Source organism: Streptomyces sp. NPDC048434 (assembly GCF_043200375.1).
Lineage (GTDB): Bacteria > Actinomycetota > Actinomycetes > Streptomycetales > Streptomycetaceae > Streptomyces.
On record NZ_JBICXQ010000054.1, the window covers coordinates 1 to 25,647 of the forward strand.

26 protein-coding genes and 4 pseudogenes are annotated in these 25,647 nt (G+C 69.1%); 14 read left to right on the plus strand and 16 right to left on the minus strand.

All coding sequences use genetic code 11. The features are described from left to right. Nucleotides 1-132 precede the first annotated feature (132 nt). Together ACGFWI_RS37535 and ACGFWI_RS37540 are read right to left on the minus strand one after the other, a co-directional pair. Nucleotides 133-528: a DUF2267 domain-containing protein gene (locus tag ACGFWI_RS37535; protein ID WP_393910561.1), complete on the minus strand. Its 396-nt coding sequence runs from the start codon at nucleotides 526-528 to the stop codon at nucleotides 133-135. A 22-nt stretch (nucleotides 529-550) separates the two neighbouring features. Beyond that, nucleotides 551-766, minus strand: a pseudogene (locus ACGFWI_RS37540) (hypothetical protein); the annotation flags it as partial. Between the two features lie 687 nt (nucleotides 767-1,453). Here ACGFWI_RS37540 and ACGFWI_RS37545 point away from each other — a divergent pair. The 5 genes from ACGFWI_RS37545 (at nucleotide 1,454) to ACGFWI_RS37565 (ending at nucleotide 6,771) form a co-directional block, all read left to right on the plus strand. After that, nucleotides 1,454-1,990, plus strand: a complete 537-nt coding sequence (locus ACGFWI_RS37545; RefSeq protein ID WP_393910586.1) for a Dps family protein — start codon at nucleotides 1,454-1,456, stop codon at nucleotides 1,988-1,990. 91 nt (nucleotides 1,991-2,081) lie between these two features. Then, nucleotides 2,082-3,254 carry a polyprenyl synthetase family protein gene (locus ACGFWI_RS37550; protein ID WP_393910562.1) on the plus strand — a complete coding sequence of 391 codons (1,173 nt, stop codon included), beginning with the start codon at nucleotides 2,082-2,084 and terminating at the stop codon, nucleotides 3,252-3,254. Continuing rightward, complete coding sequence (gene crtI / locus ACGFWI_RS37555) at nucleotides 3,251-4,732, plus strand: phytoene desaturase family protein (RefSeq protein WP_393910563.1); 1,482 nt, start codon at nucleotides 3,251-3,253, stop codon at nucleotides 4,730-4,732. Before ACGFWI_RS37550 ends, crtI begins: the two co-directional genes overlap by 4 nt. Before the next feature lie 9 nt (nucleotides 4,733-4,741). Then, nucleotides 4,742-5,767: a phytoene/squalene synthase family protein gene (locus tag ACGFWI_RS37560; RefSeq protein WP_393910564.1), complete on the plus strand. Its 1,026-nt coding sequence runs from the start codon at nucleotides 4,742-4,744 to the stop codon at nucleotides 5,765-5,767. Continuing rightward, nucleotides 5,764-6,771: a DUF5914 domain-containing protein gene (locus ACGFWI_RS37565; RefSeq protein ID WP_393910565.1), complete on the plus strand. Its 1,008-nt coding sequence runs from the start codon at nucleotides 5,764-5,766 to the stop codon at nucleotides 6,769-6,771. Before ACGFWI_RS37560 ends, ACGFWI_RS37565 begins: the two co-directional genes overlap by 4 nt. A 46-nt stretch (nucleotides 6,772-6,817) precedes the next feature. Here the strand turns inward: ACGFWI_RS37565 and ACGFWI_RS37570 are convergent, their stop codons facing one another. The 4 genes from ACGFWI_RS37570 to ACGFWI_RS37585 form a co-directional block, all read right to left on the minus strand. Beyond that, complete coding sequence (locus ACGFWI_RS37570; RefSeq protein ID WP_393910566.1) at nucleotides 6,818-8,386, minus strand: FAD-dependent oxidoreductase; 1,569 nt, start codon at nucleotides 8,384-8,386, stop codon at nucleotides 6,818-6,820. Further along, nucleotides 8,383-9,117 carry a class I SAM-dependent methyltransferase gene (locus ACGFWI_RS37575; RefSeq protein WP_393910567.1) on the minus strand — a complete coding sequence of 245 codons (735 nt, stop codon included), beginning with the start codon at nucleotides 9,115-9,117 and terminating at the stop codon, nucleotides 8,383-8,385. The genes ACGFWI_RS37570 and ACGFWI_RS37575 overlap by 4 nt, the downstream gene beginning before the upstream one ends. After that, nucleotides 9,114-10,334: a lycopene cyclase family protein gene (locus tag ACGFWI_RS37580; RefSeq protein ID WP_393910568.1), complete on the minus strand. Its 1,221-nt coding sequence runs from the start codon at nucleotides 10,332-10,334 to the stop codon at nucleotides 9,114-9,116. The genes ACGFWI_RS37575 and ACGFWI_RS37580 overlap by 4 nt, the downstream gene beginning before the upstream one ends. Before the next feature lie 258 nt (nucleotides 10,335-10,592). Continuing rightward, complete coding sequence (locus ACGFWI_RS37585) at nucleotides 10,593-10,754, minus strand: hypothetical protein (RefSeq protein WP_393910569.1); 162 nt, start codon at nucleotides 10,752-10,754, stop codon at nucleotides 10,593-10,595. Between the two features lie 553 nt (nucleotides 10,755-11,307). Here ACGFWI_RS37585 and ACGFWI_RS37590 point away from each other — a divergent pair. Next, on the plus strand, nucleotides 11,308-11,697 hold the full coding sequence (locus tag ACGFWI_RS37590; RefSeq protein ID WP_393910570.1) for a methyltransferase domain-containing protein: 390 nt from the start codon (nucleotides 11,308-11,310) through the stop codon (nucleotides 11,695-11,697). A 158-nt stretch (nucleotides 11,698-11,855) separates the two neighbouring features. Here the strand turns inward: ACGFWI_RS37590 and ACGFWI_RS37595 are convergent, their stop codons facing one another. Both ACGFWI_RS37595 and ACGFWI_RS37600 read right to left on the minus strand, forming a co-directional pair. Then, nucleotides 11,856-12,341: a transposase gene (locus ACGFWI_RS37595; protein ID WP_393910571.1), complete on the minus strand. Its 486-nt coding sequence runs from the start codon at nucleotides 12,339-12,341 to the stop codon at nucleotides 11,856-11,858. Next, nucleotides 12,338-12,571: a helix-turn-helix domain-containing protein gene (locus ACGFWI_RS37600; RefSeq protein ID WP_393910572.1), complete on the minus strand. Its 234-nt coding sequence runs from the start codon at nucleotides 12,569-12,571 to the stop codon at nucleotides 12,338-12,340. Before ACGFWI_RS37600 ends, ACGFWI_RS37595 begins: the two co-directional genes overlap by 4 nt. Before the next feature lie 39 nt (nucleotides 12,572-12,610). Here ACGFWI_RS37600 and ACGFWI_RS37605 point away from each other — a divergent pair. Both ACGFWI_RS37605 and ACGFWI_RS37610 read left to right on the plus strand, forming a co-directional pair. Further along, nucleotides 12,611-13,138 (plus strand): annotated as a pseudogene (locus ACGFWI_RS37605) (IS630 family transposase); the annotation flags it as partial. 178 nt (nucleotides 13,139-13,316) lie between these two features. Continuing rightward, nucleotides 13,317-13,559 (plus strand): Scr1 family TA system antitoxin-like transcriptional regulator, encoded by a 243-nt coding sequence (locus ACGFWI_RS37610; protein ID WP_393910573.1) that lies wholly within the window; start codon nucleotides 13,317-13,319, stop codon nucleotides 13,557-13,559. A gap of 139 nt (nucleotides 13,560-13,698) precedes the next feature. Here ACGFWI_RS37610 and ACGFWI_RS37615 read toward each other — a convergent pair whose 3' ends face one another. Further along, a complete protein-coding gene (locus tag ACGFWI_RS37615; protein WP_393910574.1) occupies nucleotides 13,699-15,288 on the minus strand; it encodes an IPT/TIG domain-containing protein in 1,590 nt (529 codons plus the stop codon). Nucleotides 15,289-15,595: 307 nt separating this feature from the next. Between ACGFWI_RS37615 and ACGFWI_RS37620 the strand changes: the two genes are divergently transcribed. After that, nucleotides 15,596-16,687, plus strand: a complete 1,092-nt coding sequence (locus ACGFWI_RS37620; protein ID WP_393910575.1) for a zeta toxin family protein — start codon at nucleotides 15,596-15,598, stop codon at nucleotides 16,685-16,687. A gap of 84 nt (nucleotides 16,688-16,771) precedes the next feature. Here the strand turns inward: ACGFWI_RS37620 and ACGFWI_RS37625 are convergent, their stop codons facing one another. Then, nucleotides 16,772-18,097: a trans-sulfuration enzyme family protein gene (locus ACGFWI_RS37625; protein WP_393910576.1), complete on the minus strand. Its 1,326-nt coding sequence runs from the start codon at nucleotides 18,095-18,097 to the stop codon at nucleotides 16,772-16,774. Here ACGFWI_RS37625 and ACGFWI_RS37630 point away from each other — a divergent pair, their 5' ends adjacent. Then, nucleotides 18,098-18,628 carry an Lrp/AsnC family transcriptional regulator gene (locus ACGFWI_RS37630; RefSeq protein ID WP_393910577.1) on the plus strand — a complete coding sequence of 177 codons (531 nt, stop codon included), beginning with the start codon at nucleotides 18,098-18,100 and terminating at the stop codon, nucleotides 18,626-18,628. It abuts the gene before it with no gap. 102 nt (nucleotides 18,629-18,730) lie between these two features. Here ACGFWI_RS37630 and ACGFWI_RS37635 read toward each other — a convergent pair. Then, a pseudogene (locus ACGFWI_RS37635) lies at nucleotides 18,731-19,538 on the minus strand (IS5 family transposase). Nucleotides 19,539-19,595: 57 nt separating this feature from the next. On the opposite strand from ACGFWI_RS37635, the gene ACGFWI_RS37640 reads away from it, so the two are divergent. Continuing rightward, entirely contained in the window at nucleotides 19,596-19,913 is a 318-nt protein-coding gene (locus tag ACGFWI_RS37640; RefSeq protein WP_393910578.1) for a transposase, read from the plus strand. On the opposite strand, the gene ACGFWI_RS37645 is transcribed toward ACGFWI_RS37640, so the two are convergent. The 3 genes from ACGFWI_RS37645 to ACGFWI_RS37655 form a co-directional block, all read right to left on the minus strand. Beyond that, nucleotides 19,907-20,386, minus strand: coding sequence for a hypothetical protein (locus ACGFWI_RS37645; protein ID WP_393910579.1), 480 nt, complete (start codon nucleotides 20,384-20,386; stop codon nucleotides 19,907-19,909). The genes ACGFWI_RS37640 and ACGFWI_RS37645 overlap by 7 nt on opposite strands. A gap of 24 nt (nucleotides 20,387-20,410) precedes the next feature. Then, nucleotides 20,411-20,644 carry a hypothetical protein gene (locus ACGFWI_RS37650; RefSeq protein WP_393910580.1) on the minus strand — a complete coding sequence of 78 codons (234 nt, stop codon included), beginning with the start codon at nucleotides 20,642-20,644 and terminating at the stop codon, nucleotides 20,411-20,413. A 582-nt stretch (nucleotides 20,645-21,226) separates the two neighbouring features. Then, on the minus strand, nucleotides 21,227-21,682 hold the full coding sequence (locus ACGFWI_RS37655; RefSeq protein WP_393910581.1) for a DUF5946 family protein: 456 nt from the start codon (nucleotides 21,680-21,682) through the stop codon (nucleotides 21,227-21,229). Nucleotides 21,683-21,991: 309 nt separating this feature from the next. On the opposite strand from ACGFWI_RS37655, the gene ACGFWI_RS37660 reads away from it, so the two are divergent. Both ACGFWI_RS37660 and ACGFWI_RS37665 read left to right on the plus strand, forming a co-directional pair. Beyond that, a complete protein-coding gene (locus tag ACGFWI_RS37660) occupies nucleotides 21,992-22,528 on the plus strand; it encodes a VOC family protein (RefSeq protein WP_393910582.1) in 537 nt (178 codons plus the stop codon). Beyond that, nucleotides 22,521-23,324 (plus strand): MerR family transcriptional regulator, encoded by an 804-nt coding sequence (locus ACGFWI_RS37665; RefSeq protein WP_393910583.1) that lies wholly within the window; start codon nucleotides 22,521-22,523, stop codon nucleotides 23,322-23,324. Before ACGFWI_RS37660 ends, ACGFWI_RS37665 begins: the two co-directional genes overlap by 8 nt. A 29-nt stretch (nucleotides 23,325-23,353) precedes the next feature. Here the strand turns inward: ACGFWI_RS37665 and ACGFWI_RS37670 are convergent. Together ACGFWI_RS37670 and ACGFWI_RS37675 are read right to left on the minus strand one after the other, a co-directional pair. Then, nucleotides 23,354-24,162: pseudogene (locus ACGFWI_RS37670) on the minus strand (IS630 family transposase); the annotation flags it as partial. A gap of 33 nt (nucleotides 24,163-24,195) precedes the next feature. After that, nucleotides 24,196-24,513: a hypothetical protein gene (locus tag ACGFWI_RS37675; protein ID WP_393910584.1), complete on the minus strand. Its 318-nt coding sequence runs from the start codon at nucleotides 24,511-24,513 to the stop codon at nucleotides 24,196-24,198. 268 nt (nucleotides 24,514-24,781) lie between these two features. Here ACGFWI_RS37675 and ACGFWI_RS37680 point away from each other — a divergent pair, with 268 nt between their 5' ends. Continuing rightward, the gene (locus ACGFWI_RS37680) at nucleotides 24,782-25,147 is read left to right on the plus strand and encodes a hypothetical protein (protein WP_393910585.1); all 366 of its coding nucleotides are present in this window, start codon (nucleotides 24,782-24,784) and stop codon (nucleotides 25,145-25,147) included. Nucleotides 25,148-25,647: the final 500 nt, after the last annotated feature.

The following is a 25,647-nucleotide window of genomic DNA, read 5'->3' on the forward strand; positions in this document are numbered from 1 at the left end:
CTACGGCGTCAGCGTCACCGCACCGACCGTCACCGTCGTTCGCGTCATGTACATCTCGGCGGCGCTGAACGAGTACTGCGGGGAGCCGAGAACCGCTGTCGGTCGGCAGGGCGTACTACGCAGCGGCTGTGTTCAGGCGGGCTGAGTGAGTTCGGCGCGGCCGAACAGAAGCCCGTATCCCGGGGGAAGGTGGGCAAGCACACGGGTGAGGAGGCCGGGCCCGGCGAGCTGGGCGACGGTGGCAAGGACGGCGCCGGCATCCCAGCGTGCGGTGGCCGGCGTGCCACCGGTGCGGGTGGCGAGATCCTTGACAAAGCCCCAGCTGGTCAACTGCTCAGTGCCGGGGATCTGGGCGGTGAACACCAGGGCGGCCTCGACGGGCAACCGGGCTGCCAGGTCGACACGTTCCTCGCCGGTGAGCTGGCGGCTCAGTGCGCCCAGCACGGCGCCTACGACCTCTTCGGCTCGCTCGCGGGTGGGGTACGCACCGTCGTACCGGACCCGTTCCAGCACCTGGTCAAATGTCATGCCTGGTGCTGGACGGCCCCTTTCAGGCTGCAGGGACATGGGGAACGTCGCCTTTCTCGTCAATGGGCTGGTGTTGAGCGTTTGGGTTGCGCCTTGCCCGTGTTTCTGGACTCGTGGGCTGGGGGCGGCCGAAGAGAAGATCGTAGCCCGGTGGGAGCTGGAGCAGGATTCGCTGCATGAGTTCTTCGTCAGCCGCGTCCGCGGCGACGCTGAGCACGGCGCCGATGTCCCACTCGGCCCGCAAGCGCTCAAACCCGCGCGGGTCGCGGCTGCGGGCCATGGAGCGAACCAGGGCCCCTTGGCGGCTGGCCCCCGCGGCCATCCAGTCCACCGACGGCCGCAGAAGATCAGCACTGATCACTGTCGTCAGGGCCCGGCCCACCACCGGCATGCGCCAGGCTGCCTTGAGACCGCGCTCGTGCAGCCACTGCTTGATCACCAGCCGCCAGGCGGAGCCGGCTTGCTCGATGCCGCTGGCCAGCCACCGCTCCTGCCAGGTCTGTCCCGGCTGGTCTTCCAGCCAGTCCAGCACCATGACGATGCCGTGCTTGTGGTGCAGCTCGCTGTCGTAGTTCTCCAGCGTGAACGGCGGACGGGACGGCAGCAGGGCCACCTCAGTGCGGGAGCGCTCGGTGCCCGGCCAAATGTCCGGAACGGCCCGGGCGGGGAAGCGCTGCTGGGCCGCCATGGTGGGCCCGGGGTGGAGGGCGCCGTTCTTCCCCGGAACGCTGCACCCGCTCGGGATCCGTGAAGCGGTCGACAGGGTCGACTCGGTGCTCGGCGGCTGAGAAGGAACCCCGTTCGGAGCAGCGGCCGCTCCTCCTCGCCGGGCATCGCCCCGCCTACGGTGATTGGCTGGCGAGAGGCCACCACCGAGCAAGGAGCGACCGTGACGCCCAAGGCACCCGACTACACCGTGCCGGGAATGACGACGCAGGACAGCGGCGCGGTCATCGAACTGCTACAGATGCGTCTGCACTCACTGAACGACCTGGCGCTCACCCTCAAGCACATCCACTGGAATGTGGTGGGACCGCACTTCATCGCCGTGCACGAGATGCTCGACCCGCAGGTCGAGCAGGTCCGGGCGATGACCGACGACCTAGCAGAACGCATCTCCACCCTGGGCGGCGAACCGCACGGCACTCCTGGCGCGCTCGTCTCCGACCGCACATGGAATGACTACTCGATCGGCCGTGCGGCGGCCATCGAGCACTTGGGCGCACTCGATCTCGTGTACACGTCAGTCATCGAGGACCACCGCGCGGCGATGAAGGCAACGGAGGAACCCGACCCCGTCACCCAGGACATGCTCATCGAGCAGCTCCGTGCGCTGGAGCTGTTCCAGTGGTTCGTACGCGCCCACCTCGAGAGCAGCGGCGGGCAGCTGAGCACGGCCGGCGCGTCGACGGAGCGGAAGGCCGCCGCGCAGGCCGCCGACCAGGCTCGCGGCCGTCCCTGAGACGACTGCGGGCACCTCATCGCATCCGGCGTCGCCTTCCGAGCAGAAAGAGGCGGTGTTCGAAGCAGTGGCGACCCCGGCAGGAGGCTGCATGCTCGGTATCCAGGCGACCGATGACGACATTTGCACAACCATCACCGAAGGGCGGCCCCGCAGGTTCACGCCCTCGGCGCGGCCCGGTCTTCCTGTGGCCGACGCCGTCGAGGCCGTCCTCCGACGTCACTTGGACAAGCGCCTGACGGAAGCCCGGCAGACCGACGCGGTGTTCGCCGAGGAGGTCGCCGGGCGCGTGCGGGACATCGCCCTGCGCGGCGGCAAGCGCCTGCGGGCCCAATTCCTCTGGTGGGGTTGGCGGGTCTGCGGCGGCCCAGCCGACGGGGCGGAGAAGGCGCTGCGCCTCGCCGCGGCCCTGGAGCTGATCCAGACGTGTGCCGTCGTCCATGACGATGTCATGGACGGCTCGCCAGTGCGCCGCGGCGCCCGCGCCGCCCACGAGGACTTCGCACAGCAGCACGCCGCGGCCGGCATGCGCGGCTCACCGGCATCCTTCGGGACCGCTGGGGCCGTCCTCGCTGGAGATCTGGCGCTGGCCTGGGCCGACGATCTGCTGACCGCCACCGCTCTGGCCTCCGGCCAGGGCGCTCGCCTCCACCAGGAGTGGTGCGCGATGCGGTCGGAGATGGTCGCGGGCCAGTACCTCGACATGAGGGCGGCGGCCACCGGCTCGACGGCGCTGGACCAAGCCATGCGTATCGCCTGCCTCAAGAGCGCCCTCTACACCATCGAGCGCCCCTTGTCGCTCGGCGCCGCACTCGCCGGAGCCAGCGACCGTACGACGGGCGTCCTGCGGTCGGCCGGCCGATGCGCAGGCATCGCCTTCCAGCTCAGGGACGACATCCTGGGCGTTTTCGGTGATCCACTGCGTACCGGCAAGCCTGCCGACGACGACCTGCAGGCCGGGAAGCTGACCTACCTCCGCGCCGTCGCCCTGCGGCTGGCGGACGAGTCCGGGGACGCTGCCGCCGCCACGGCACTGAGGACGCCCGGCCCGACGCTGACGGGCACTCAGGTGCAGGACGCGCGAGCTGCCCTGGAGAACAGCGGTGCCCGGCGGATCGTGGAGGCCAGGATCAGCCGATTGGTCCACCTCAGTGAACGCCGCTTGGCCGTGCTGCCCGGTGAGCCCACTGCGGTCGCGGCGCTCGGCAGTCTGGTCCGCACAGCGGCGGGGGTGGCCGCGCCGCACGAGGAGGACACTCCATGAGAACCGTTCCCGGCCGCACCGACCGCGTGGTCGTCGTCGGTGCCGGGCTGTCCGGCCTCGCCGCCGCGCTGCACCTGCTGGGCAGCGGCCGGCAGGTGACCGTGGTCGAGAGGTCGGACCAGCCTGGCGGCCGGGCGGGGCGCACGCGGCTGGGCGGCTACCTCCTGGACACGGGCCCGACGGTGCTCACCATGCCGCACCTCGCCGACGAGGCGTTCGCCGCGGTAGGCGACTCGCTCGCGGACCGTGTCGAGCTCGTCGCCCTGCACCCCGCCTACCGGGCGCAATTCGCCGACGGCTCAGGACTCGACGTGCACACCGACGGCGAGGCCATGGCCGAGGAGGTCCGCGCCTTCGCCGGCCCGGACGAGGCTGCCGGATACCGCAGGCTACGGCAGTGGCTGCGGTCCTTGTACGAAGCGCAGATGCGACGGTTCATCGACACGAACTTCGACTCGCCGTTCCAGTTGCTGCACCCCGATCTGGTGCGGCTGGCCGCACTGCGCGGTTTCGGCCGGCTGGACGCGCAGATCGGCCGGTACATCAAGGACCCAAGGCTCCGCAGGGTGTTCTCCTTCCAGTCGCTCTACGCGGGCGTACCACCCGCCCGGGCACTCGCCGCCTACGCCGTCATCGCCTACATGGACACGGTCGCCGGCGTGTACTTCCCCAAGGGAGGCATGCACGCGCTGCCGGTGGCGATGGCGGACGCCGCCCGCGACGCCGGAGCCGACTTCCGCTACGGCACTGAGGTCACAGAGCTTGCTCTCTCCGCAGGGCGGGTCACTTCCCTGCGTCTCGGAGACGGGGAGCGGCTGCCCTGCGACGCGGTGGTCCTGACACCCGATCTGCCTGTCGTCTACCGCCTGTTGGGCCGTACACCACGCCGGCCGGTACGGCTGACTCATTCGCCCTCGGCGGTGATTCTCCACGCGGGCACGCGCCGCAGCTGGCCCGGCCTGGACCACCACACCATCTCGTTCGGACACGCCTGGCAGCGGACGTTCGACGAGATCACCCGCACCGGGCAGCTGATGAGTGACCCGTCGCTGCTCATCACCCGGCCCACGGCCCACGAGTCGCGGCTGGCGCCCGAGGGCCGGCATCTGCACTACGTGCTGGCACCCTGCCCCAACACGACCGTCGGCCCGTCGGCGGCCGAATGGCGTTCCCTCGCCCCTCTATACCGCGACAGCATCGTCTGCGAGCTGGAGAAGCGCGGTCTTGAAGGATTCGGCGAGGCCATCGAGGAGGAACAGGTGATCACCCCCGCCGACTGGACGGCACTGGGTCACGCCGCGGGAACACCGTTCTCCGCCGCCCACACCTTCGCGCAGACCGGTCCGTTCCGACCGCGCAACCTGGTCGCCGGCGTCGAGAACGCCGTGCTGGCTGGCTGCGGAACGACTCCGGGCGTAGGTGTGCCCACCGTGCTCGTCAGCGGAAAGCTGGCGGCGTCCCGCATCAGCGGACAGTGAGAGGCGTTCATGACACGACGTGAGCTCGACGCGGCGCGGATCTCGGGCCCGGGACTGCGAGCGGCGTACGCGCACTGCCGGTGGCTCAACGCCCGACACGGCAGGACCTACTTCCTCGCGACCCGACTGCTGCCTGTGCACCGGCGCCCGGCCGTCCACGCACTGTACGGCTTCGCACGCTGGGCGGACGACATCGTGGACGACCTGGCTTCCGCCTGCCCGCCGGAAGAGCGTGACCGGCAGCTCGCGCAGCTGGAGAGCGAACTCGCTTCAGGGCTGCGCACCGGCCGAAGCAGCGAACCCGTCGTGTGGGCAGTGGCCGACACGGCCGAGACCTACGCCATCCCCCATGAGCACTTCACGGACTTCATGGCTTCCATGCGGGACGACCTCACGGTCACGGACTATGCCACCTACGAGGACCTCAGGTCGTACATGCACGGATCCGCCGCCGTCATCGGCCTGCAGATACTGCCGGTTCTCGGCACGGTCGCGCCGAGGGAGGAGGCAGCACCGCACGCAGCCGCGCTGGGGGTCGCGTTCCAGCTCACCAACTTCCTGCGGGACGTCGGCGAGGATCTTGACCGCGGACGGGTCTACCTGCCCGCCGACCTGTTCGCCGCGCACGGCGCGGATCGCCCGCTGCTGGAGTGGAGCCGCGCCACCGGCAAGCCGGACCCCAGGATCCGCGCCGCGCTCGAAGCCGCCGCGGACCTCACCCGGAGCATCTACCAGGAGGCCCTACCGGGCATCGCCATGCTCGAACCACGCACCCGGCCCTGCATCCGGACGGCTTACACCTTGTACGGCGGGATCCTCGACGCCATCGCCGACGACGGCTACGCCGTGGTCCAGAGGCGTTCGGTGGTGCCCCGAAGGCGCCGCGCCGTCGTAGCGCTCGGCGGACTCGCCCGGGTCCTCGCGGCCCGCCTGCGACCAGAGCCCCGGTGGTCGCTGGAGCACGCCCCCAAGGCACCGCCAGCGGCACACGCGCACAGGTCGCCTTCCACGGGCCCCTGGAGGCACAGAACATGACGGAGCCCCGGGAACGGCGGCGGTACACCCTGCCCGTGCGGTCGCGACGCAAGTCCCGCTGGGAGCAGCAGACGCCGACATGGCGCGAGGCCAGGCCATCGCTCATCTCGGACGCGCTGAAGCGCTGTGCAGCACGGCCGTCGGGCAACTGGTATGTCATCGGCGCCTCCCGCGACATCGGCAGCAACGGGCGCCCGTTCGGGCGGACGGTCGGCGGGGTGGAGGTCGTCGCCTGGCGTACCGCTGCGGGCGAGCTGAAGGCCGGGCCGGGCTCCTGCCCACACCTGGGCGCGCCCCTGCGGGACAGCCGGGTCGTGTGCGGCACCGTCATCTGCCACTGGCACGGGCTGTCCCTGGACGGGTTCCCGTTCGCCGGATGGGACCCGTTCCCCGCTCACGACGACGGTGTGCTCGCCTGGGTGCGCCTGGACGAGCTCGGCGGGGAACCGCCGCTCGACCGGCCGGTGGTGCCGCTGCGTCCCCACGGCGGCGCCGTGGACGCGGTGTTCACCGTCGTGGGCTGCTGCGAGCCGGAGGACGTGGTCGCCAACCGCCTGGACCCGTGGCACGGGTCCTGGTTCCACCCGTACTCCTTCGTGGACCAGACCATCGTGCGGGCCCCGGAGAGCGACGCGGACGAGGACGCATTCACCGTCGACGTGTCGTTCAAGGTCGCCGGGCGGCTGGTCGTTCCCGTGCGGGCGGTGTTCACCGCGCCGGAGCCGCGCACGGTCGTGATGCACATCGCCGAGGGCGAGGGCGCGACGTCCGTCGTGGAGACGCACGCCACGCCGCTGGGCCCCACCCGGGACGGCAGTCCGCGCACGGCGGTGATTGAAGCCGTCGTCGCCTTCTCCGACCGGCGCGGGTTCGCCGCGGCGCGGGCGGCGGCCCCCGCTCTGCGGCCGCTGATGCGGTGGGCGGCCGGGCGCCTGTGGCGCGACGACCTTGCCTACGCGGAACGGCGCCGGCTGCTGCGCAGCACGGGCCGCTTCCCGGGCTGAGCAAGGCTGTTCGGTGGTTCGGCCTGATTGCTGGGGAGGCGGTGGCTCAGCCGGCGTCCGCGAACAGGGCGGCCATGCACCGCAGCACCGGCGAACGCCCCCTGCGAGGTACCGTCCACAGCGGGTGGCCGGCGGCACCCCAGCGCCGCAGCAGTGAGTTGGCGGCCAGGAACCCGGTGGTGGCGGCACGTTCCATGAGCGCCACCGGGAGGTCGGTGCGGACCAGGTCGCCGGCCATCGTCAGAGCGGGGTGCGGAGTGCGCACCGTGGGGCGGGACAGGTAGCCCTTGACGGGGAACAGCGGGCAGTCCGCTCGCCATTCCTGCCGGGCGTCGACGATCCGGGCGTCAGCGGTCTCCGGGTAGACCTCATGAAGATGCCGCAGCAGTCTTCGTTCCACGGCGTGACGGTCGGCCGACTCGTCGACCGCGTACCCGTGCAGTTCGACAACGGCACCGCCGGTCCGCCGAGCCCAGCGGGCCGCCTCCCCCTCCCAGCGGTCCAGCACGCTCACATTGTCCAGTCCGTCGAAGCCGCTCGTGCCGAGGAAACCGGGGCGTGACCGGTCCACGGAACGGTCCAGCCACAGCCGGGACACCAGAAAGGGCGGCGCGGTCCGCTGGGCCGCGATTCCCACCCGCCACGCCTCGTTCCCCAGCAGCGGCGACGCCTCGACCACTCGCTGCAGGCCCGTCACGTCCATAGCCAGGACCACGGCGTCGTACTCGGTGGAGGTACCAGCGGCGTCGATGCTCAGCGCCGTGTCGCCGGACGGCCGCACTGAGTCGACGGGTGCCCCGGTCCGGATGTCCACGCCCAAACGCTGCAGGTAGCGGCCCAACGGCTCCCAGAGGGCCTGTGGGAAGGGGCCGTCGGGCACGTCGAAGAGAAGTCCTTCCGAGGAGCCGAGGAAGTAGATGTGGAACATCAGCAGCAGTTCGGCCGCCGACAGTTCTCGCGGATCGGAGAAGAAGCTGCGGGAGAACACCTCGAACGCCAGGTGCTGCGCCGCCCGGGGGAAGTTGACCGCGTCGAGGAAGTCCTGGGCGCTGACGGTGTCGAAGCGCTCGTACACCCCGGGCACGCGCACATCGAAGAGCGGGAGGGCAGCTCTCGGTCGCATGGCGGCGAGGTCCCGCCATCCGAAGGTCGGGCTGAATGCCGCGAACCCGACAGCGCTCCAGGGTGGTGTGCGGGGCACATGGGCGAACCCGTCGGTGAGTCCGGTGCGGTGGCGCAAAGGGTAGTCGGGCAGCGGACGGAGCACGGAGAGCGAGGGGTCCACACGGCGCAGCAGGCCGCGCAGGTTGTAGTACTGACGGAAGAAGGCGTGAAAGCCGCGGCTCATGGTTACCTGGCTGCCGTCGGCGAGCTCGGTCCGCCAGCCTGCGAGACGGCCGCCGAGGGCGGATCCGCGCTCGTGGAGCGTGACCCTGACGCCTCTCTCGGCCAGCGCCGTCGCGGCTGCCAGACCTGCGATACCGGCTCCGACGACCGCTGCCCGCGGCCCCGGTCCCTGGAGCCGGCGCAGACCGGACGCCGCCCTCAGCACCTGCGCCTTCCGGTCCCTTCCTCTGCGGGGAGCCGCCCCGGTGCGGGCGTCGAAGCGGGTCATCTGGGCCCTCCTCCCTGGCCGGGCTCGGCGCGACGGCCCAGGAACGTGTGGACGATGCCCGTCTGCCATCCGGGCACCGGCAGTACCCGTGTGTCCCTGAATCCGGCGTCGGAGAGCCGCTCGGCGAAAGCGGGTGCAGTGTCGAAGTCCAGCACGCTGCGGTGGAGGTGGCGGTAGAGGTCGCTGTCGCCGGTGACGGTCCCGGCCGGGATGATGACCGCCCAGCACACGGCCGACCAGAGAGCGCGGTGTCCGGGGAGCCCGCTCAGGGAGTACTCGTGCACCGCGAGTCTGCCGCCGGGGCGCAGAGCCCCATGGGCCACGGCCAGCACGGCGTCGGGGTCGGCCACGTTACGGAAGAGGTAGCCGGCGAAGACCGCGTCGAACGGCCCCGTTACCCCGGCGGCGGCCAGGCGCTCCACCGGTGAGTGCACGAAGGTCACACCGGCGGGCCAGCGTTTGGCGGCTGCCCGCTCGAGCATGCCCGCGGAAGCGTCGACGGCGGTGATCCGAGCGAGCGGGGCTGCTCGCAACAGGGCCGCAGTCGAGGCTCCCGTACCGCACCCTATGTCGAGGATGTGCCGGCCCGCCCCGCCGTCGGGCAGGCGAAGGCGCCGCGCGGAACGTCTGAGGTCGGCGTGGTACCCGGCGTTGAGGCCGACGAGGCGGTCGTACCCGGGGGCGGCGTGGTCGAAGGCTCTTGCCAGGTCCGCGTCGCGCTTCAGCGTCATCCGGTGCTCTCCTCGCGTGTGAGGGGGAAAGGTCTCCTCTGCAGGAAAGGGAGTTCCACCGCGGTACGGAGCATGGGGCCGACAGGTGTGGCGAAGCCAAGGCGCATGTCCTCCCACAGCCCGCTGCTGCCGTCGAGGAACCGCAGCACCCGTTCGGCGGGCATACGCCGGAACAACCGGGTGAAGAAGTCGGAGCCGTTGACGCGCCCGGTGTCCAGGGCGCGCAGCATCACGGCGTCCATGGCCAGCGCGCGGCGCCCGTGGGGTGCCGTCAGTCGGACCTTTTTGCCGTCGCGCAGCGCGGCGGCGACGGCCTTGCTCTGCCTCTGGACGGCGGAGAAGGTGTAGCCGGTTGCCGGCCTGGTGGCACCTCCCACGGCGCCGATGCGGTGCACGGCGGTGCCGATGCGGCGGGCGAACCGCGCGTCTGTCATGGGGATGACGCCCGCTTCGACGGAACGTACCTCGAACGGCCCCAGGCGCAGGATGTCGCGCGTGTAGCGCTCAAGGGCTGCCTCGTACTCCAGGTGGGACAGTGGAGCCCTGGAGAACTGGGTGTACTCGACGAGCGCGTCCTTCGGGCCAAGCGGGAGGACGTATCCGAACGCGAGCCCGTGGGCGGGCTGAGGGACCCGGAAGTCCATCAGCTCCACGACCTCGTCGTCGAAAGCAGCAGCCGAGGTGCGGACGAACCAGCCTCTGAAATGCTGCAGCAGCGTAGTGCGGGCCGGGGGCAGGGACTGGCCGGGGCGGGAGTCGAACAGGTGCCGGCCCCGGAGTGTGATGCGGTCCCCTTCCGCGGTGACGCACAGGGCCTCCGCGCCCCCGGCCACGTTGCGCACCGTCTCCGCTGTCGCCTCCACCAGCCTCACGTGGGGAAGAGCGGCCAGTCGCGATCCGACCAGGGCTTCGAAGCGGTCCGAGCGGAGCATCCGGTAGCGCAGCGCCTCGAGTTCGCCCTCGACCACCTCACCATCCCGGCCACGGACACGCAGCCGCCGCCAGGAGGCGACCAAGGCGTCATCGAAGTCGCCCGGCCCCACTTGCCAGAAGCACCAGGTGCGCTCCGCCGGACGCAGCGACGGCCTCGGGGTCTCCACCAGCGCCACCGACACGGGGCGGCCGGCGCCGGGCACCGTCAGTGCGTGCGCGAGCGAGAGCCCCGCCGCCCCGCCACCGACGATGACGACGTCGGTGACGTCCCGCGCGTGACTCATGCACCCTCCTGATCGAGGACGTAGGTTCCGTTGCCCTTCGGGGAACACCATGTGCGTCTCGCCTGCCATCGCTTCGACCACCACTGCTACGCCGAGTGTGCCCGGCGGCAGCATCACAGGTGCTGTTCCGAACGCGGTCCGCGTGGCGAAGCCCATGTCCAGATGCCCCAGCCGGTCCTCGACGACGCTGGGGTTTCCGCCGCCGCTCATGGCGAATCGCCCGCAGGCACGTCCCTGCGGCGCAGCACGTACAGGCAGTCAGGTGTGCCGCCGCGGCCCCGGCCACGTCATGACCGCCGTCGCCGACGTGTACGGGGCGTCGGCACCTACGTGCACGAGGCGGCCGCCCGCCCCGTGCGGCAGACGGTCGTTGACGGCCGCGAGCGTGCCGCCGCCGAGCCCCAGGACCTCGTTCGGCACTGCCGACAGCAGCGTGACGAGAATGCACAGCGCGCCGGCCGGTGCCGGGTCGCGAAGGCCACGAGGACGCTGAGCATGGCGACGAACGCCTGGTTCCTCCTCGCCTGATGGCCTAACACCAAGGGGCACCGTGGCCACTCGCTTGCCACCTGCCGGTACAACTACGGTGCCGGCGTCGGTTCGCTGGTGCAGAACGGCAGGAGAATCGTTACTGACCTCTGTGCTTCAGGGTGACGCTCGTTGCGTCTTCCGGGGGCACGGTCGCCTGGATCGCTGGGCTGCGAATGTATGAGGTTGATCCCTTTTCGTTCTGGCCGCTGGTCGGTGGTGCAGAGGCAGCTCAGGATGGGGGAATGAAGTGGGCAGTCGGACCCGGTAGCTGAGTCGGCCGCCGTCTACAGCGGCCACGCCGATGATTACGCGGCTGTGCATGCTCCGAAGATGGCGGATCGTGTTGAGCGTTCGCGGGCTCCTTGCCTGTGCCCTCGCTGATCCTTGACGCAGGGTGTGGTCCGGGCCGTGACCTTGCGAGGTTTCGGAAACACGGGCATGGGTGCGTGGTGTTGACCTTAATTCGGAGTTCGTGGCGATGGCCAACGCCCACGCGCCTACTTCTGAGTGTGACCTGCGCGAGGTCGGGTCGCGGTTCCCGGCCGGAGCGTTTGATGGGATCTGGGCCTCCGCGTCGCTCGTCCACCTCGACGTGGTGGATGCGGTGGACGTACTGGGGCAGTTCGCCGGACTGCTGGGGCCCGGGGGCCGGATATACGTGTGTCTGAGCGCCACCGGCCGTACAGGCTGGCTCGATGAGCCGGACGGCCGACGGTGGTACACCGTGTGGGACCCAGATGAGTTCGCCGCCGCGGTGGCCAGGGCGGGCTTCACGATCGACGGTGTCGACCGGGGGCCGTACGTGGAGGTCTGGGCGACCCGCGGCGGCTGACTTCCAGGGTTCGGTGTGTCCTGGAGGTCAGGAAGGCTGCATTGAGGGGATGCGTCATCCGGATAGGGATGGCCTGACCGCCCGGCAATGCGCCCGAGGACGTAAGCATTGGGTCACCGAGTTACCGCCTGTCCACTCCTGGTGGAGGATCTCGCTCGTCACGGTGTTCTTGGGGTGTCCAGGGCCAGGCCGGTGCCGGCTATGAAGCCGTTGAGGACCTCGGGACGGTACTGGAGGCGTTTGAGCCGTTGGCGGACGATGACCTCCAGATGATCGAGGGCCATGACGGCGAGGTTGGCCAGGCTGTGCTTGATGTGCGCCCACACACCCTCAACCGGATTCAATTCGGGCGAGTAGGCGGGCAGAAGGAATACCGTCAGCCAGTCGCGCTGGTCGATCAACTCCCGCATGGCGTGGGAGACATGGGTGTTGAGCCGGTCCCACACCAGGAGGATCGGCGCCTTGACGAGCTGGTGCGCGCCGTCGATCAGCGCGATGAAGTCGCGTTCGCCCATGCTGCGGCGCTTGCCCTTGCCCGCCGGATGGCTGATCAGCCGGTGACACAGTCGGGGGCGCGAGCCGGGTCGCATCGCGATCAGTCCGGCCACGGACAGCCGTCCCGAACGGCGTCCGCTGACCGTCACGACTGGCGTGTGGCCGCGCCGGCCCAGGTGCGTCCTTTGGGCGGACGGCGGGTGAAGCCTGCTTCGTCCTCGAAACAGATGTAGCCCCCGCAGGCCGCCCGGGGTGGTACCGCGCGACGACAGGGCCCCAGGCCACCATCCCGCCACAGCTGGTGCCACTGGTAGGCCGACCTCCAGCTAACCCTCAGACGCCGTGCGACCTCCGGCGGTTTAATCTTCTGCTCGAACAACTCGGCCGCCTGTGTTCGTACGGCCTTGCGAGCCGGTTGGTCCGCGACGTCGTCGGCCTCTACCTCGACCCGCCGGAGAAGGCCCTGGTCCTCTGCGTGGACGAGAAGTCGCAGATCCAGGCCCTGGACCGCTCCCAGCCGGTTCTGCCGATGATGCCCGGCGTTCCCGAACGCCGCAGCCACGACTACATCCGCGCCGGCACCACCACCTTGTTCGCCGCCCTGGAGGTGGCGACGGGCAAGGTCATCGGCTCATTGCACCGCCGGCACCGGGCTTCCGAGTTCAAGAAGTTCCTGGCCAAGGTCGACAAGGAAGTCCCCGCCGACCTCCAGGCCCACCTGATCCTCGACAACTACGCGACCCACAAGACACCGGAGATCAAGAAGTGGCTGCTGGCACACCCGCGCTTCCACCTGCACTTCACGCCCACCAGTGCATCCTGGCTGAACCTGGTGGAGCGGTGGTTCGCCGAACTCACACAGAAGAAGCTCAAGCGCGGCGCCCATCGCTCTGTCCAGGCCCTCGAACGTGACATCCGGTCCTGGCTCGCCGACTGGAACGAGCACCTCCTCAAGGACCGTCACAGCCGAACGGGAGTCCCGGAAACGGTTCGGCCGAACCGGTTCCGGCTACGTGCCTTACTTGCCTGCACGATTGAGCATGCCCCTGAGCTGTACAGGAACCCTCCACCCCCTAGATAACAGGCGGACCGACCGGGAGATCCAGACGTTCGCCGAACTACGCATGCAGCGGGCAGCCGTACTGACCCGCGAGACCCCGCTGTCCATCTGGTGCGTACTCGACGAAGCCGCGCTGCGCCGGGCGATGTGCGGGCCGACGGTAGTGGCCGAGCAGCTCAGCCACCTCCTGGCCCTCCGGGAACGTCTCCCCCATCTCCAGATCCAGGTGCTGCCCTTCGCCGCTGGCGCGCACTGGCCGAGCCGGAGTGGGCGGACCTGCATACTCCGGCCGACCGGCGCGGCCTGACGCCGCTGTTCTGGTCTCATGTACGTCCGTACGGCGAGGTCAACCTCGACATGGCCGCCTGCCTCGACCTCGCGCCCACGGTGCCCGGCACCGCGCTGCGGGCGGTGGAGAGCCCACCAAGGAGCGCACGGACGTGAGGTCAGATGTCGGGCCCGGTGACGTAGGTGAAGGTTCCTGAAGGGTTTCCGTCGGGGCCCGTGATGGTGACGTCGACGGTGCCGTCGGTGCCGCTGGGCGGGGTGGTGGCGGTCAGGGTGGTGTCGGAGATGACCGCGAAGGTGGCCGGGGTTCCGTTGAAGGTGACCTGGTCGGTGTCGGCCAGGCCGGTGCCGGTGATGGTCACTTCGGTGCCGCCGGTGGCCGGTCCCGTGTTGGGGCTGACGCTGGTGACGGTGGACGGGTCGAGGTAGGTGTAGGAAAGGCCGTCGGTGGTTCCGCCGGGGGTGATCACGGTGACGGCGACGCCGCCTGGCGCCGGGGCACCGGCGGCCCTGACGGTGATCTGGGTGTCGGAGACGGTTTGGATGACGGCTCGGGTGGCGCCGAGGAACACATTGAGGGTCCCGGCAAGGTTGCGGCCGGTGATCACGATCTCCTGGTCGCTGCCTGCGACAGGACCCGCGGCGGGGCTGATACCGGTGAGGGTGGGGGGCGGCGTGTAGTAGAAGGTCCCCAGGGTTCCGGTGCCGCCCGCGGTAATGACCGTCACGGGAACGGCACCGGATCCGGCGGGGGCGGTGACAGTGATCGAGGTCGCGGTGTTGGCGGTGATGACGGCCGGGGCGGTTCCGAAGTGCACGGCGGTGGCGTTGGCCAGGTGGTGGCCGGTGAGTGTCACGGGGGTCCCGCCTCCGGTGGAGCCGTGGTCGGGGATCACGGTCGTTGCCAGGACACTGACGGTGCCCGCGAGCGTATTGGTCACATACGCGTGCGTCCCGTCGGGAAAGAACGCGATGTCGGTGGGGCCGTCTCCCACACCGATGTTCTCCACGACGGTGTTGGTGGCGGTGTCGATCACGCTCACTGTGTCCGGTTCAGCGTTCGGCACGTACACGTGGGAGCCGTCCGGGCTGACCGCCGGCACACGCGGCTGGGCGCTGACACCGATCGAGGCAGTGACGGTGTTGGCGGCCGTGTCGATCACACTGAGAGCGGAGTCGCCGACGACCGTGACGTAGAGACGGGTTCCGTCCGGGGTGACAGCCAGCAGGATGGGGAAGTTGCCCACGGTGATGGTGTCGGTGACCGTGCTGGTGGCGGTGTCGATCACGCTGACCGTGCCCGGGACCTGGTTGGCCACGTAGGCGCGGGTGCCGTCCGGGGTGATGACCACGCCGGTCGGCGCATCACCCACGGTGATGGTGTCGGTGACCGTGTTCGTGGCGGTGTCGATCACGCTGACGGTGGAGAAGCCAACGGTCACATAGACGCGGGTGCCGTCGGGGGTGATCGCCGCGACGGTCGTGGGATCGCTTACCACGATGTCTGTGATGACGGAGTTCGTCGTGGTGTCGATGACACTGACAAGGGCGGCACCGGAGAAGGTCACGTAAGCGCGCGTCCCGTCCGGGGTGATCGCCACGAAAGTCGGCCCGGCGTTCGTAGGGATCGTCGCGGTGACGGTGTCGGTGACGGTGTCGATCACACTCACTGTGTTCGAGTCACGGTTGGCCACATAGGCACGGGCGCCGTCGGGCGTGAGAGCGATTCCCTGGGGCGTATCGCCCACGGGAATGACAGCCCCTGCCACGAACGCGGCACTCAACCCGGAGCCGCGTGCCTGAGCCGGCAACGACGAACGCGGTACGAGGGTGAACATGACACTCCCTGAGGTAGGTGGGACGCTCTTGTCCCACATCCGGAGATGTCTGCTCCACCACATGGGCCGGCAGCGGGCAGGCGACCGGCCGAGACCGGACCGGCGACATACACACCGTGCGAAATACCCTCCGAATCAAGGCTTTTAACATTCACGCCATATGTCCGATTCTCCGATCATCGCTTTACCGAGAGCCAGTTCGCGTGACCGAACCCAGGTGTTTGTCGAGCGGGGGCGGCCGTGGGGTGCCAGGGAGACGGGCCGGTTCCGTCGTCAGCTCGCCGACGCCGACCGGCGCCTTGCCGATCCCCGGCTACCGCCGGACTGGTCGCTGGCGGTGCGCCGCGACGCCGAGCGCACCGCCGCCTGCGTCGAGCCGGTCCGCCGCACCGCCCAGCCCCGCCGGAACGCGCCCGGAGTCGACTACCACCGGCTCTCCGCTGAGGAACACAAGTGGGTCTTCGACGAGTTGATCGTCCCGACCCGGGGGCGGATCACGCTGCAGGACAGGCCTGTCGCGGTGTACGTGGTGGGTCAGCCTGGTGCGGGCAAGACGAGGGCCGCTCAGATGGTGCGCCGTACTTTGCGAGACGGTCCGGCCCACATCAGGGGCGACGACTTCAAGTTCTCCCACCCGGACTACCTACAGTTGCTGAACGAGGAGCCGCGCACGGCCTCCGAGCGGATCTGCGCCGACTACCGGGCCTGGCAGGCACAGGCCGAGGCGTACGTTCGCGAGCGGCGCGGGGACGTGGTCATCGAGATCACCCCGGCGAGCGCCGCCGGGTTCGTTGCCGGCGCGTCCTTGTACCGGCAGGCCGGATACCGGGTGGAGCCGGTGGGCCTGGCGGTGCGCGCGGCCGATTCCCGGCAGGGCACGGCCGCCCGCTACGCCAAATTGAGCCAGCGGGGCGTGCCCGCGCGGTTCACCACCGCCACCGGGCATGACAGCTGCTACTCGGTCCTGCCCGAGGTGGTGGCGATGGCCGAGCAGTTGTCCGCCGTCGACGAGGTGCTGGTGATGCTCCGAGACGCCCACCCCCTCTACCGGAACACGCTGGACGGCCAAGGGCGTTGGGCACGGCGCCGGGCCGCCGCGCTGACCCTGGCCGCGGAACAGGCCCGCCCCTACATCTGCGAGGAGGCCGCTCGGTTCTGGGCCGTCCAGCGTTGGCTGCACACGGCGGTGCCGCAGTGTCGCGACGGCCTCATCGCGATCGCTGGGCTGGTATGCCCGCTGATGCCCGCCCAGCAGCCGCGCCAGCTCCACAGGCCGGCCCCCGCGGCCGCACTGCCCGCGCTCGTCTAGGACCGCGACGCCGCCGGCACCCGGCTGCGGCTAGCTAGGTCCCGACCGCACAGAACGACGCCGGGCCGGTCGTCGTCTGCGGTTCTACCTGTTCGCGACCGCCGCTTGCCGGAGGACTCTGTCCGGCCCCGGCGCCGTCCCCAACGCCCGGTCGAGGTCGGCCCACAGGTCCTCCACGTCCTCCAACCCCACCGAGAGCCGCAGCAGCCGGTCGCTGACTCCCGCGCCGCGGCGGTCGTTGGCGTCCACGATGCGGTGGCTGATAGACGCGGGGTGCTGGATGAGGGTGTCGACGCTGCCGAGGCTCACGGCCGGGGTGATCAGTCGGACGCCCGCGATGACGTCGTGGGGGTCGCCGGCTACCTCGAAGGCGACCATGGCGCCTCCGATGCGCGGGTAGTGGACGCGAGTGACGCGCGGGTCGGCGGCGAGCCGGCCGGCCAGCTCCGCCGCGTGCGAGGACGCGGCTCGGACCCGTACGGGCAGCGTCGACAGACCACGGAGCAGCAGATAGCCCGCGAGCGGATGCAGCACTCCGCCCGTGGCGAACCGCACCTGTCGCAGCCGCCCGGCGAACTCCTCGTCGCAGGCCACCACGCCGCCCATGACGTCTCCGTGGCCGCCCAGGTACTTGGTGGCACTGTGCAGGACGAGACGGGCTCCCTGCTCGACGGGGCGTTGCAGTACGGGGGTGGCGAAGGTGTTGTCGGCGAGCAGCGGGACGGAACCGCACGCGTGCGCGACGGCTCTCAGGTCGAGTTCGGCGAGGGTCGGGTTGGCCGGGCTTTCGACCATCACCAGGCCGGTGTCGGGGCGCAGCGCGTCCGCGATGCCCGCCGGGTCGACCCAGGTCACCTCGGAGCCCAGCAGCCCTGCGGTGAGCAGGTGATCGCTGCATCCGTACAGCGGTCGTACGGCGACGACATGTCGCAGGCCCATCGCGTTGCGTACGAGCAGCACGGCGCTCAGCGCGGCCATCCCGGTGGCGAACGCGACCGCGCTCTCGGTGCCCTCAAGACGCGCGAGGGCGGTCTCGAAGCGGGCGACGGTCGGGTTGCCGAGGCGGCCGTAGACGGGCGGGCCCTCCGGTTCGGCACCGTCGTCCGCGAAGGCGTCTATCCGGGCCGCCTCGCCCCGGCTGTCGTACGAGGGGTAAGTCGTGGACAGGTCGATCGGCGGGGCGTGCACCCCCTGCCGCGCGAGGTCGTCCCGCCCGGCGTGCACCGCCTCGGTGGCGAGCGCCCGGGGTGCGGGCACACCCGGGACACGACGACCGGTGCCGTCGGGAGCATGGCCGGTTCCCTGCGGGTCGGCCGGTACGTCATATGCATCAAAGCTGCCGGAGTCCATGCCCAGGAGTCTGAACACCGAGCGGGAGAGGAGCGCCGGACCCCGTGCTACGTTCGGCATATGACCGATTCTGTCGTACTCGATCCGGTGGATCTCCATCTGCTACGGCTGCTGCAGAACGACGCACGGATGACGTACCGCGATCTCGCCGCGCAGGTCGGTGTCGCGCCTTCGACCTGTCTGGACCGGGTGACCAGGCTGCGCCGCTCGGGAGTGATTCTCGGCCATCAGCTGCGGCTGGATCCGGCGAAGCTGGGCCGGGGCTTGGAGGCACTGCTGTCCGTGCAGGTCAGGCCGCATCGGCGGGAGTTGGTGGGGCCGTTCGTGGAGCGGATCCGGGCGCTGCCGGAGTCCATTACGGTCTTCCATCTGACCGGGCCCGACGACTATCTCGTCCATGTCGCGGTCGCGGACATGGCGGATCTTCAGCGGCTGGTCCTGGACGGGTTCACCTCACGGCCCGAAGTGGCGCGCGTCGAGACCCGGTTGATCTTCCAGCAGTGGGACTGCGGCCCGCTGCTGCCGCCCCAGCCCGACGGCGCTCCCGCCCCCACGACCACCTTCGACCATCCCGGGAACCCGGGGGCCTGATGCGTATACCGGTCCAAGCCGGAGCCACGGATTCAGATCTCGGAGGCGCGAAGGATGTGCCGCGCCGCGAGGCGGCCGTCGCAGTTGTCCTTACTGATCGTTTCAGAATGAGGTTCGGAGTCGTCTCAAACAGATGATGCTGCAGGCGAGTTGAAGCAGCGCAAGGTGGAGGTCGGCGCGTATCTCGTAGCGGATCCGGAGTCGTTTGAACTGGTGAAGCCAGGCGAAGGTCCGCTCGACGACCCAGCGGGTCTTGCCCAGCCCGGAGCCGTGGGCGGTGCCTTTGCGGGCGATCTTCGGGGTGATCCCGCGGGCCCGAAGGAGGCGGCGGTACTTGTCGTCATCGTAGCCGCGGTCGGCGAATAGTCGACGTGGCCGGTGGCGAGGCCGGCCCCGGACTCCGCGGATGCGGGGTGTCGCGTCCAGCAAGGGCATCAGTTGGGTGATGTCGTGGCGGTTTCCGCTGGTCAGCGACACGGTCAAGGGAGTGCCGTGCCGGTCGACGATCAGGTGGTGCTTGCTGCCGGGGCGGGCCCGGTCGACCGGCGAAGGTCCGGTGTGAGCCCCCCTTTGAGGGCCCGGACGTGCGAGCCGTCGATCGCAGAGTCGTCGATGTCCAGCAGGCCCGCGGCCCGGCCTCGGCCAGCAGCACCTCGTGCAACTGGGGCCAGACCCCGGCTTCGGTCCAGTCCCGCAGACGCCGCCAGGCTGTCACACCACTACAGCCCACCTGTTCCGCGGGAACGTCCCGCCATCTCACGCTCTTGCACAACACGTAGACGATGCCGCGCAGTGCAGCCCGGTCATCCGCCGGCAATCGCCCCGAATACCGATGCCGCCTGGGTGGCCGAGGCGGTAACAGCGGGGCCACTCGTTCCCACAGGTCATCAGGCACAAGATCAGCGGACACACACCAAATCCTGCCGACACAACCTCCGAGGTCAAAGTGTTCTACCGTGGCGAGCCAGTGATCCTGGTCTGGGACGGCCTGTCCGCCCACTGGAGCCGGGCGATGCGAGCCTGGGTCACCGAGCAGGACTGGCTCATCCTCGAGCGATTACCCGCATACGCACCCGAGCTGAACCCGGTGGAACTGCTCTGGTCATCACTCAAGAAGCGCGAACTCGCCAACCTCGCCGGCGACCACCTCGCCGACGTTGCCGACGCCACCGAACAAGGCGTCCACCGGATCAACCACAACCAGCACCTGCCATGGTCCTACCTCGCCCACACCGGCCTGACCATCCACCCGCCACACCCACCGAACTTACGAAAAGATCAGTAGCTCGCCCACGGGTGGTTTCCTGCGCCCGGATCCTCGTCCCGGAGGGTCCCGTACTTGGAGCGCACGACTCCCGCATCCGTGGAGATCCACGAGGCGTCCGGCGGAGTGCTGAAGTCCACCACCTTGCCCGATTCGGTCATGGCTATGACTTCTACCGTCCTGGCTCCGTTCGCCGGAGCGAACATCGCTGCCACCGTGCTGGCGTTCAGGTAATCGAGGAATCCGGTGTCGTGAATAGTCTTGCATTCACCGGGCTTGATCGTGGCGGACTTCTCCTTGAAGTTGTTCTGCAACTTGGCGAGCTCTGCGACGGCTTCCGCGGAGCGCGACCCGGCAGCCGCGGTGCCACTGACCAGTTTGTAGCCCGTCTTGAGGACGTTGGCGAGGTCGGCAAAGGTCTTGATCGTCTCCGGAAGAGCTGCCACGCCGGTCGCAGACTTGATCTCGCCCACACCGACCGCAAACAGGCCCACATCGGCGAAGGTGTCGGCAATGGCTCATCCGGGGTCCTTCGAGACCATGATGTGCACGTTCTCGCCGGTCTTGTTGACGAAGTAATTCGTCGGCCCGACCTGTCCCTTGCAGTCGCCGTTGTCACCCGCGCCCTTCGCAAAGGGCTTGGCAGGCGGATCTGCCGCGGCAGCGCTCCCCGCGTTCAGGGCAACCAGTGATACGGACACAGCAAGCGCGCACGCGCCCGCGGCGATCCTCCGTCTTCCGTTGCGGTGCATGAGGAACTTTCCTTTCAGTGGTGGGATCCGAGTGTGGAATCCGGCAGGCTCCACTGCGTGCTTTCGGGGTGCGCCCGACAACTTCACAGCACGGCCGGGGGCAATCCTGCTCGCATTTCCCCTTTTTCCCCTTGGTTCGATTACTCGCAATCCTGCACTGAAGAGATATTCCTGACATCCCTCACCTGACCGATACTGCGGGGTAGGGATTCTTGGTTTTGGCGAGTCAACTCCGTTGAAATGTCGGCCGGGAGGCGGGGGGCAGCTTCCTCGGCGCGATTCGCCGGCCTGGGTGATGCCACGCGACCGACCGCGCCGGGATCTGTTCCGGGGCTCAACGTCCCTCAGCGCCCGGAACATCGGTCACGTTCGCCACTGCGTCCTGGCCAAGGAGGAATGGCGGCAACAACTGCTCCCTAGCACTCCAGCCGTAGACGTGATCTTCATGGCTATGGCGTGCGCGGGCTTGGCGACGGCGGCGCCAGGCGGACCAGCGTCGTCTGTGCGCGCGGTCGTGGACAGGCCGAGCGAGCCAGGAATGCCGTGGGCCCCCGCTTCAGATGGGGCCCCCGGTGTTTTCGATCACGTGCCGCGGCTCCACGCCTCGACCGTCGCGGCGGCCCAAGCCTTGACGCGTTCCGTGAACTGTGAGGAGGGGAACGTCCCGTCGACGGCGACGTCTTCGATCGTGACGGAGAAACGGGTTCGCGGCGCGTCCCGGAGCGGCAGGGCCGCGTTCCGGACGACTCGTGAAGGCCCGTCCTTCACACGGTGGGAGTTGCCACGACGAGCCTGACCGACGAGCTGGTTCACTTCGTCGAGGCCGCCTTCGAGGTATGCGCGCAGGAGCGCCCTAGCCATCGCGCCGTCGTCGTCGGGAAGCCGACTTGGGTGTTGGAGCAGGAAGCAAGAGACTGAGACGCCATGCAGCGGCCCCCACGGTGCCTGCCGTGAATGGTCCAACGCGAGCAAGTCGTGGAACAGCTCGTCACACGATCGCGGGTCCATCGGCGCACCGCACTCCACGCAAGGTTCCATGCCTTCTCCTTGATCCTCGAAGTACAGCGTAGCCAGTACTCCAGCCGTAGAGGTGATCCTGCTGGTGGAACCCGGTAGCCGGACAGTTGCGGCCATCGTGATCACCGTGAGGTGTGTGGACCGACGATGAAGCGGTGGCCGCGGGCCCTCCGCAACGCCGGGCCGGCACCGAGGCCAGGGCCTGAGTAGGAACGGGCCAGAAGCCCGTTCCAGGTGTACCCGGCCACACGTTGGTCGCATCGTTGGGGTATGGCGAGATTCACGGATCATGCTTGACCCTCACGTTGCGTGAGGCTGGAGGGTGGGTGCATGAGCGACTACTACAACGCCTTTGAGATGAGTCCCGTGCCTACTCCCGGCCCGGATGCGGTTCCGCCGGAGCCGTTCCGTGGCATCTATGCAATGCCCGCGTTCGTGACGATCCCCACGAGCGATCTGGCGGCGTCGGCGGACTTCTGGATTCGTGGGCTCGGGTTCTTCGAGCTGTTCAGCGTCCCCGGCGCGATTGTGCATCTGCGCCGGTGGGCGTTCCAGGACGTACTCCTCATCTCGGCGGCGAGCGTTCCGGAGCAGCCACCAGCGATGAGCTTCAGTTTCTCGGGCCTGCTCAGCCAGGTCGATTCCCTTGCCGAGGCATGTCGTGCGTTGCGCCCGAACTCGGTCGACGGTCCACGGGACACTCCCTGGAACACCCGCGATGTGGAGGTGATCACCCCCGAGAACGCACGGATCGTATTCACTGCGGCGAAGCCCTTTGATCCGGCCAGCCAGGAGGCGCGGAACCTTGAAGCCATGGGGATCACCCCACCGGGCGACGGTCACGGCGACAATGGGGAGCATGCCTGATGCCACTGACGCCCCCAGCCTGACCGTCGGTCAGGTCTCGGCGTGTCTGGACGTGACAGTCCGCGCGCTGCACCACTGGGACGAGATCGGTCTGGCGCGACCGTCGCTGCGCACGGCTGCCGGATACCGGCTCTACACCACTGGTGATCTGGAACGCCTGCACCGCATCGTCGTCTACCGTGAGCTCGGTCTCGGCCTGGACAGGATTCTGGCCCTCTTGGACGACTCGACCGCAGACGTGCCCGGCGCATTGCGCGCGCAGCGCACCCAGGTTGCTGAACGGATCGACCGCCTCCAGCAGCTCAGCGCCGGACTGGACCGGATGATCGACGCCCACGAGCGCGGCCTGCTGCTGACCATCGAGCAGCAGGCCGCGGTCTTCGGCTCCCAGTGGAACCCGGACTGGCCCGCCCAAGCCCGTCAGCGCTACGGAGACACAACGCAATGGCTGCAGTACGCCGAAGGCTCAGCCTCTCGCGGTCCGGAGGAATGGCAGGACATCGCCGACGCCGTTGCCGACTTCGACCGCGCCCTCGGGGATGCGCTGGACGCCGGCGTCACACCTGGTAGCCCAGAAGCGAATCGACTCGTCGAGTGGCACCGCGAAGTCTTTGCTTCGTACTTTCCCCTCACCAGGCAGATGCAGGTCTGTCTCGGCCGCAAGTTTGAGGCCGATCCGGGATTTGCTGCCCACTACGACGGCATCCGCACCGGCCTTGCCACGTGGTTCCGTCGAATCATCGACACCAGCGCGCGCGCCCACGGCATCGACCCCGACACTGCGACCTGGCAGTAGAGCGCGGGTCCGGAAGCCTGCACCCGCGGGGGCGTCCGACGACACTCGTAGTTGTCGAGGATGAGGTGCACTTCGAGGTCGGCGGGCACCTCTTGTCGAGCTTGGTGAGGAACTTCTTGAACTCGACGGCCCGGTGCCGCCGGTGCAGGGAGCCGATCACCTTTCCCGTGGCGACCTCCAGGGCCGCGAACAGGGTGGTGGTGCCGGCGCGGACGTAGTCGTGACTGCGGCGTTCGGGAACACCGGGCGCCATCGGCAGCACGGGCTGAGACCGGTCCAGGGCCTGGATCTGCGACTTCTCGTCCACGCACAGGACCAGGGCCTTCTCCGGCGGATCAAGATAGAGGCCCACCACGTCACGGACCTCGTCGATGAACAGAGGGCCGGTGGAAAGCTTGAACGTCTGCGACCGGTGCGGGGCCAGGGCGAACACCCGCCAGATCCGCGAGACGGCGGACTGGGACATGCCCGTGGCCGCCGCCATGGACCTGGTCGACCAGTGGGTGGCGTTCTTCGGTTTCTCCTCGAGCGTCTTGACGATGACACGCTCGACGTCTGCGTCGGTGATCTTCCGCGGGACGCCGGGCCTCGGCTCGTCGGACAGGCCGTCCAGACCGCGTTCGAGGAAACGCCGCCGCCAGCTGCGGACCATGTCCGCAGTGACACCAAGCCGGCATGACACCTCCATGACCGAGTGCCCCTCGGCGCACTCCAGAACGATCCTTGAGCGCTGAGCCAGAGACTGGGCCGTCGAGCGACGACGCACCCAGCCTTCCAGCACGGCCCGTTGGGCATCAGTGACCGACAACGGCGGAATCTTCGGACCCGGACGACTCATACCCAACCAACGACGAATCTCCGACTCAGGCCACTAGGGCTTGTCCGACGGGTCCGTAGCTCGAATCGTCGGACAGGCTGTAGTGGCGAGGCCCTCTTCCTTAGCCATGGAGAAGCAAGCCTGTGCGGCGATTGTCATACCCATGCGGTCCAGCACCTCAACGGACTCCAGAAGGAGCTTCGCGTCCATCTTCGCCATGGCTTCACCGAAACGATTGCGCTCGGCCAAGTCCTCTGGGGACACCGCGGTACGAAGCGCCGCTACCCGCTCGGCCAGCTTCTCGCGCTCGGCGTGCATCGCCGCGAACCCGCGTACGGCGCGGACGATCTCCTCATCAGTCATGTCGCTCATCGGTACCCCTTCGGTCTCCTGCCTCCGAGGTCACTCCATCACGTCGAATCTCCAGCGTGGGCTGGGTTTCAGCCATTCGTCAACGTTCTGCACGATCAGCAGCCACACAGCTGGAGGACCCACACACCGTCCGGCAGCGCTGGCGCGCCCTGGTCACCGCCCGCCAAGACCACCTGCGCGGCACCCCGTAGACGACACCGGCACCGCCCCGGCAGGTAGCTCGGGCGCTGCCTGCAATCCGCGCGGCCGGCTGGGCGATACTGGCGGCATGACCGTGCAGTCTTCGTTTCCGGTGCCCAACGCGTTCGAGCTGCTGTGTGCCCAGTACGCACAGCGGGTGCCCGCGCAGCTGCAGGACCTGAACGGTCCCGCCCGCGGCACGGTCGATCTGCCGCTGCACGTGGTCTGGTCCGGCCGCCGCTCCTACGGACTGGAGCAGCCGCGCTCCCGAATGGGCCTGTACCGCACCGTCCCGGCCGAAGGCCAGCGCCAAGACCTGATCGACTTCCTCAACCGGGATCTGCTCGTCGCACAGTGGCCCGTGCTGCGCACGCTGACCAGTCGCCCGATCAGGGACGTGTGGGAAGCCGCTTTCCCCGAACTCGCCACCGCGACGGCCGCGACGGCCGCGTGAACCTGACAGGTCTGCACCGCCGGCTCCTGGCTGATGTCCTCGCTATCGGCACCCCCTACCCGCTGGTGATCACCGGCGGGTACGCGGTGCAGGCCCACGGCTTGGTGTGTGTCCAGCCCGGCAGGGCTCCGCCGACCAGGGCAGGCGCTTGTACAGGGCGGACAGCTCCGACCGGACGCTATGCAGCTCCAGCTGGGCGTCCACCAGATCACGCGGGAAATCGAACGTTTTTACCATCGCGGCTCGATCATATTCGGTGGTGGGTGCCCCTTCACTACTGACACCCCTGTGAGCGCCGCCCTGCCGTCGGGCGACGATTCGCCCTGCCCAGGCGTGGCTGATAGGGAGGGCACCGGACTTCGTAACCGTCGTAGCTGGTGATTCGTTGGCCCGGTGCGTCCATGCGCATCCGTCCTCCGCGGATGGGGCTGAGGGGCCTGCGCGTCGACAACCGCAGGCCCCTCGCCTCATGTCCGCGCCGATTGCATCAGGTGCCGTGA